This is a genomic window from Marinobacter sp. UBA2498 (assembly GCF_002341575.1).
Lineage (GTDB): Bacteria > Pseudomonadota > Gammaproteobacteria > Pseudomonadales > Oleiphilaceae > Marinobacter > Marinobacter manganoxydans.
The window spans coordinates 4,919-12,441 of sequence record NZ_DDOI01000134.1 but is presented as its reverse complement, the minus strand read 5'-3'; the positions used below and the strand labels follow the sequence as shown (position 1 = coordinate 12,441).

5 protein-coding genes and 1 pseudogene are annotated in these 7,523 nt (G+C 55.6%); 3 read left to right on the top strand and 3 right to left on the bottom strand.

From position 1 onward, the window contains the following. Both B2W52_RS18395 and B2W52_RS18390 read left to right on the top strand, forming a co-directional pair. Positions 1-901: sensor histidine kinase (locus B2W52_RS18395; RefSeq protein ID WP_286803870.1), on the top strand; the 901-nt coding region annotated here is incomplete at its 5' end. Further along, positions 898-2,260: pseudogene (locus B2W52_RS18390) on the top strand (sigma-54-dependent transcriptional regulator). The gene B2W52_RS18395 and the pseudogene B2W52_RS18390, both read left to right, overlap by 4 nt. Before the next feature lie 16 nt (positions 2,261-2,276). Here B2W52_RS18390 and B2W52_RS18385 read toward each other — a convergent pair. The 3 genes from B2W52_RS18385 to B2W52_RS18375 all read right to left on the bottom strand — a co-directional run bounded on the left by B2W52_RS18385 (position 2,277) and on the right by B2W52_RS18375 (position 6,222). Then, positions 2,277-2,957, bottom strand: a complete 681-nt coding sequence (locus B2W52_RS18385; protein ID WP_041333487.1) for a response regulator — start codon at positions 2,955-2,957, stop codon at positions 2,277-2,279. Further along, a complete protein-coding gene (locus B2W52_RS18380) occupies positions 2,954-4,576 on the bottom strand; it encodes an ATP-binding protein (RefSeq protein ID WP_476738547.1) in 1,623 nt (540 codons plus the stop codon). Before B2W52_RS18380 ends, B2W52_RS18385 begins: the two co-directional genes overlap by 4 nt. Before the next feature lie 383 nt (positions 4,577-4,959). Beyond that, on the bottom strand, positions 4,960-6,222 hold the full coding sequence (locus B2W52_RS18375) for an OprO/OprP family phosphate-selective porin (protein WP_273069254.1): 1,263 nt from the start codon (positions 6,220-6,222) through the stop codon (positions 4,960-4,962). Positions 6,223-6,742: 520 nt separating this feature from the next. Between B2W52_RS18375 and B2W52_RS18370 the strand changes: the two genes are divergently transcribed. Beyond that, positions 6,743-7,523, top strand: a 781-nt coding sequence (locus B2W52_RS18370) for a Bug family tripartite tricarboxylate transporter substrate binding protein (protein ID WP_286803869.1), incomplete at its 3' end; no start/stop codon positions are given.

Below are 7,523 nucleotides of genomic sequence, written 5' to 3'. Positions count from 1 at the left end.
GCTGTTCTTTGGTGGCCTGTTGACCTGGCTGTACCTGCGCGAGCGCTACCGGCGCGAGGCTGAACTGGCTCTTCGGGGCGAGCAGCTGGAGCGAAGCGTGGCCGAGCGAACCGCAGACCTGGAGAACTCCAATCGCAAACTGGTGGAGGAGATCCGGGAGCGAGAACGCACCCAAACCGAGCTGCGGGAAACACAGCAGGAGCTGATCCAGGCTGCAAAACTGGCGGTGCTGGGTCAGATGTCCGCGGGCCTCAACCATGAAATGAACCAGCCTCTGACGGCCATTCAGACCTATGCCCGAAACAGCCGCCGCTTCCTTGAGAAAGGTGCCGGGGAGATGGTGGATGCTAACCTGTCAGAAATCATCCTGCTGTGTGACAAGATGGCGGAGCTGACCCGGCAGTTCAAGGTTTTTGCGCGCAAATCCGAAGGCCCGCCAGCGGTGGTGGATCTCCGGCAACCGATTGACGCATCCCTGAAAATTATCGTTGCCCAGCAATCGAGCTCGGAAATCGATATCCAGTGGCACCGTCCGGACTCGCCGGTGATGTGCCACGGTGACCTGATCCGGATAGAGCAGGTTATGGTTAACCTGATGGCGAACGCGGTTCAGGCGGTAGAGGGTGGTGCTCGGCCGGAAATCCGGATTGATATAGAAGAAACCGAGCAGCACTGGAAATGCCTGGTGCGCGATAACGGGCCCGGATTGCAGGGCGACACCGAACAGATTTTCGAGCCCTTTTTTACCACCAAATCGGTCAAGCAGGGACTGGGTCTTGGGCTTTCCATATCGCGCCAGATTGTGGATGCGCTGGGTGGCAGCCTGACCGGTCGTAACCGCCGGGATGGGCCGGGCGCAGAATTCGTCGTAACCCTCAAGAAGCGGGAGGCCATGGAATGACAGAACCCTCGGTAATCTTTGTGGACGACGATCCACACATCCGCCAGGCTATTGCCCAGACACTGACCCTGGAGGAGTTGCCGGTCAGCTGCTTCGAAGATGCGCCATCGGCGCTGGGACATATCAACGCCGACTACGACGGCGTGGTTCTCTGCGACTACAACATGCCGGAGATGACCGGCCTGGAGTTGCTGGACCGGCTTCGAGCTATCGATAACACCATTCCCGTGATCATTCTTACCGGGCAGGGCGACATAAGCACGGCAGTAACGGCCATGCAGCAGGGCGCTTACGACTTTATCGAGAAGCCGTTTGATCATGATGAACTGATTGAACTGCTCCGTCATGCCCTGGAAAAACGGCATCTGGCCCTCGAGAACCGTCGACTGAAAGCACAGCTGCGACACCTGGCCAGACCCGGTCCACGAATGTTGGGGGATTCGCCGTTGATGCAAAAGGTCATGGCGACCGTTGATCCCATCCTCGATATTTCGGCCAATATTCTTCTGCACGGGGAAACTGGGTCCGGGAAGGATGCGCTGGCCCGATACATTCATGAGAACAGTGGACGCAGTGCCCACAACTTTGTAGCAATCAACTGCGGCGCGGTGCCCGAGAACCTGATTGAAAGCGAGTTGTTTGGCCATGAGGCCGGGGCGTTCACCGGGGCTGAAAAGCGCCGTATCGGCAAGATCGAGCACGCCCACAAGGGCACCCTGTTCCTGGATGAGGTTGAGAGTATGCCCGTGCCCTTGCAGGTGAAACTCCTGCGGGTGCTGGAAGAACAACGGGTCGAGCGTCTGGGCAGCAATAAGGTTCAGGAGGTGGATGTCCGGATCATCGCNNATCATTGCCGCCACCAAGGCGGATTTGAAAAAACTCAGTGACGACGGCGAATTCCGGCCTGATCTCTATTACCGGCTGAATGTGGTGAAGCTGGATATTCCGCCACTGCGCGAACGCAAGGACGACATCCCCGTCCTGTTTCACCATTTTGTGCTGATTGCGGCAGCCCGTTACGACCGGGAAAGCATCCCGCTGGATGCCAGCCAGGCCGCGCGTCTGATGCAGCATAGCTGGCCGGGGAATGTGCGGGAGTTAAGGAACCTGGCCGAGCGCTACGTTCTGCTGGGGCCAGCGGCGTTGGACGAGAACGATTCCTCCGTCACCGACAATGTGTCCGGGCGCCAGACTCTGTCCGAGATGATGGACGACTTTGAACGTTCAGCCGTCGTCAGTGCGCTCAATGCCTGCCATGGCAGCATTAAGGACACCATGGTCCAGCTAGGCATTGCCCGCAAGACGCTGTACGACAAAATGAAGAAGTACGGGCTGGACAAGTCGCAGTTCCGGGATTGACCCTAAAGGCAGGGGGTCAGACGCGATACCGCCGTTCCGGTCGGCCGACGCTGCCGTAGGTAACTTCCGCGGTTAACTCCCCCCGGCCAACGAGGAATTCCAGGTAGCGTCGCGCCGTCGTTCGTGACGCGCCCATGGCCTGGCCGACTTCCTCGGCACTCCACTGGCCGGATGAAACCACCTCGCGAATTTTATCCAATGTGATGCTATCGATGCCCTTGGGCAGCCTGTCTGTAGGCGCGGGCTGACTGGCTTCGCTTGACCCTCTGGGCAGCAGGGCATCGACTTCTTTCTGGGCGATTTGCACCAGGCCAGACAGTTGCCGCAAGTGGTCGCGGTAACGGTTGACGGCTTCCTCAAGGCGTTCGAAAACCAGGGGCTTGAGAATGTAGTCGAAGACGCCGCCGCGCAGGGCACTCTTGAGCGGTTCCACTTCCTTGGCGGCGGTGATAAGGATAACGTCACTGCTGCTATCCCGCGCCCGGAGTTCCCGCAGCAGATCCAGACCATTGCCGTCGGGAAAATAGATATCCAGCAGGATCAGGTGTGGGGCCATAACGTCGATAAGGTCGCGGGCATCCCCCAGACTGTGGGCAATGCCGCAAAGCTCCACATTCTCGAGTCGCTCAACAAACCGGCGCTGGATTTCGGCGATCTGCCGGTCGTCCTCAACAATCAGGATCCGAAGGGTATTCAATGACTGTCACTCCCCTGACTGGTTTTCGGAAGGTAAAGGGTAAATCGCGAGCCCACACCCGGTAGGTTCTCCACCGTGATGGAGCCGCCCCAGCGATTCAGAAACTGACGCACCAGGTGCAGGCCATAACCGTGTTCTTCAGCGCCCGCCTTGGTGGTTACGCCTTTTTCGAAGATCTTCTGTTGAGATTGTTCCGGGATACCGGGCCCCTGGTCTTCAACCTCAAAGATCAGTTCATGCCCCAAGTCTGTCATGGATAGCTGAACCCGTCCTCCTTCGCCCGTTTGATGAAGGGTGGCCTCGAGGGCGTTGTCGATGAGGTTGCCGAGGACACTCACCAGTTGATCCCGTGGCATGTCGGCGGGTATATCCACCATGCGGCTTTCGGCATCGATCTGTAAGCCCAGCCCCATCTCCCGGGCGCGATTGTACTTGCCCATAAGGCAACCGGCGATAACCGGATCGGGGACGGCTTCCAGAAGCAGGTGAATCAGTGCCTGATGGTCGCTGACTTCGCTGCCGATCAGATTCAACGCGTCGTCATAGGCTTCAATCTGGATCAGGCCCGCGATGGTGTGGAGCTTATTCGAGTATTCGTGAGTCTGGCTTCGCAAGGTATCTGCGTATTGTTGTATGCGAGTCAGTTGCCGGCTGACCTGATCCACCTCGTCCTTCAGCCTGAAACTGGCCACAACACCGGTAATCTCAGCGCCCTGGCGAACAGGTAAGCGGTTGACGATCATCTGTCGGTTTCTCAGCCAGACCTCGCGGTCGAAGTCCGGCGTGCCGGATTCTAGTACCGACAGCAGGTCACTTTCGGGCAGAACATCGAGAATGGGACGGCCTGACAGCGGCGTGTCGGGGTCGATACCCAGGGTTTCCAGGGCGGTGCGGTTGAAGGTCGTGATCACACCGTCGCGGTTGATGGCGATGATGCCCTCCCGAACGGACTGCAAGGTGGCGTCCCGCTCCTGGAACAGGCGTGCGATTTCTTCCGGTTCCAGGCCGAAAATGGCGCGCTTGAAGCGCCCGGCGATCACCATCGCGATAAGTATGCTGACCAGCAGGGTAAGGCCAACCACGGTATACAGTACGAAGCTGTAGCGTTTGATGGTGGCATCCACCTGGTCAACTCCGTATCCCACGGAGACAATGCCGATGATCTCGCCAGTTTCTGGCTCGATCACCGGGGCCTTGCCACGCATGGATTCGCCGAGGCTGCCCGTGGCCCTTGCCACATAGGCCTTGCCATCAACCAGGGCACGCCGGCCCAGGTCACCGTCATCGTCGGCCATGGAGTGGCCAATGCGATCAGGGGAGGGGTGTGCCAGGCGTATGCCCTGGTGGTCACCAATGACGATGAACAAAGCTTCGTTGGTGCGGGTCAGTCGATTTGCCAGCCGGTTCAGCCCTTCAATATCACGCTCGCGTACTCCCTCGATCACCGAGGGGGCTGCCGCGACGGTCTTCGACACCATGAGAGCCCGTTGTCCGATTTCATCAAACAGGGAGTTGCTGAGGTAATAGCCGGCGAACACGCCTATGAGGATCGTCTGCGCTGCGCTGACGAATCCGAGCGTGAGGATCATTCGGGTTTTCAGTTTGGTTTTTCGGAACACAATATCACTAAAGCGCGGTTTGTTATCATTATAGAATACGACAAGGCTAAAACACTCATCGTGCGATTACCCGTAAATTTAATGACCATAACGTCCTGTTACGATGATTTGCTCGAATTGGCGGGTTCAAGCGGAGTAGTGGTAAACATGCTGGTTCACAAGAGAGCCGCCTGTTCGGCCAGTCAATAGCTTCACTGAAAATCGGCGCAGATCCCCCGGATTTGTGGCTGCATACATCGACTATGCGCCTCAAAGTCCGGGGAGTTACGCTCAACTTCTAAATTGCCGGAAACAACCGCTGGAGTCCGACAGGCTGCTGTGAACCTCATGCAACTAGGGATGCCCGTTTTGTCGCAGGCCGATGGTAGCTACTGATCGCTTCCTTAGAACAAGTATTGGATACGTCCTGTAAAACCCAGACCGTTGTCTTCATTGCCTACCAAGGACGCGGCACCTGGGCCACTCACCTCCGAATAAATGGCATTTGCCATAAATTTCACCTTTGACGAGTAATAGTAGTTGGTGCCCAGGGTATAGCTTGTTGTTTCTGTCCCCTGCGTATCAGAAGTCGCATCCATATTACTTAAACGAGCAACCAGTTCCCATGCATCTCTAACGCCCTTGGGTTGTTTGAACACTGCAGAGCCTTTAGAGTATTGCTTTCGAAGTCCTGCCGGGAAATAACTGGCGGTAACGGTGTAGCCATCGTAAACTTCACCATCCAGCGGTGAGGCCGGGTCTACGGCGTTTAATTCACGGGCTGCATACTCTGCCTCTACGGTCAGCCCTTTTAGCTGATATGCAGCCTCTAAGCCGGCCTGTTGCAGGCTGTTCAGTGCTACCGGGCTCCCTCCCGCGACATAGTCCACCAAACGGGTATTGGTGTTGCGTACTTCTCCACGTGCGAAGCGTGCTCCTAAATCCCGGCCTCCCATATCACGATTTGAATACCAGCCACCGAGGTGCAGAACGCCGTCTTGCAAATCTTTTTGCCAAGTGAGGCGGCCTGTTAATGCGAGCGCCAAAACGCCATTGTCAACGCCATTGGCATCAACATTCTGGCCAACGGCACCGAAAGCTTCGTTTCTGTAAACTCCAACTGCATAACGAATGCCTGAGTCTTCGAAGTATTGGTTGGCTGATGCGCCCCATGAGAAATATGGCGCCATGGTATTTGCCAACGAGCTACGTGATATAGTGGCAATATGTTTGCTGCTGGTTCGTCCGTTTAGTGAAATTTCTTCCCAAAGCTTACCAGCCTGTACTTTCAGACCATTGCCAAAACCTTTGTAGCGTACTCGCGCCAGAACAATCTCGCCGCCACCATCCGCGAAGTCGAGTAATAATTTGTGGTCCCAGTCACCATGCACACTCTCTACATAAGTACGAATGCGGCGAGGGAAAAAATCACTGCCTGGATCGCCAGCCTTGCCGGCATTGTAAGCGCCTTGAAAGTAGTTGAAATCTGCCTGGATTCGCCCGCCAAACTCGAGATCAAAAATTTTTGATTTTTTCAGGTCGTCGAGTTCTTGTTTAAGGTCATACATTTGTTTTTCTAGTTTTTGCTCATCAGGAGCTGCAAGTACAGTAGTGCTGGTTAATGCTGCGAAAAGAGTGAATGCAGCTCCGGTTATGGTTTTTTTCATAGTCGTAAAGCCTCTTTTGTAATTATTCGGAGTATCAGTTGCTGTCGCGACAACGCTGTCAGACTAACCCATGACGTCATATTCAATTAATCTTTAAAAGATAAGGTTCTTTTTTTCTATTTAGGGCTTTTTGGTCATAAAAACCACGATCAGGGAAGTATTCCCAGGCAGAAAGCGTTTTATGTGAACATTATGATCAGAACGTGTTTTAAGATGTAAAAAAGCTTTACGCCCACAAACTTCGGGAAAGCTATTTATTTACTTACACTGCCAATCGAGTCCTCCGTTATCGCTATTAGTGGCAACGTAAAATGCCATCTCGGAACGCGATCGTCGTCGAGGGACACAACAACAAATCAGAGGTTATAAGATGCTTGCTAAACGATGTTTTTTATTGGTGGCTATAGCCACACTCAGTTTTTCGGCCCTCGCATGGCAACCCTCCGGAAAAGTGGAATGCATCGCCCCGTCAGACCCGGGTGGCGGCTGGGACTTTACCTGTCGCAGCGCTGGTAATGTAATGAGGGACCTTGGCCTGGTTGAAGGCACCGTACAGACCATCAATATGGCCGGTGCTGGCGGTGGTGTTGCCTATGCTCACACGGTCAGCAAACGAGCGGAAGATGACAAGCTGATCGTCGCCGCATCAACGGCAACCACTACCCGTCTCGCCCAGAAACAGTTCCCCGGGCTGGATGCCGATATGGTGACCTGGATTGGCGCGCTGGGCGCGGATTACGGCGTCATTGCCGTAGGCAAGGACTCACAGTATGAGAACCTGAATCAACTGCTCGATGCCATCAAGCAGAACCCGAAATCCGTCAAGTTCGCGGGCGGCAGTGCCCGGGGTGGCTGGGATCATCTGAAGGTGCTGATCACCGCGAAGGCCGCCGGCGCCGATCGACTGCCCGCCATTCCGTACCTTTCCTACAATAACGGTGGTGAGGCCATGACCCAGGTGGTCGGTGGCCAGGTCGACGCTTTCACCGGTGATATCTCCGAAGTCACCGGTTTCCTGTCGTCGGGCGACCTTCGTGTTCTGGCCGTGCTGGCCGACGAGCGCCTGCCGGGTGAATTTTCCGATATTCCGACCGCAAAAGAGCAGGGCGTTGACGCCGTTGGCCCGAACTGGCGCGGTTTTTACATGCCCAAGGGTGCTTCCAGTGAGTCCAAGGCGTTTTGGGTCGAGGCCGTCGATACCCTGTATGCCAGTGAGCAGTGGAAAAAGGTGATGAAGGCCAATGGTCTCATCCCGTTCCATCCGCCTGCAGATGAGTTCGACAGCTTTGTCGAGCAACAGG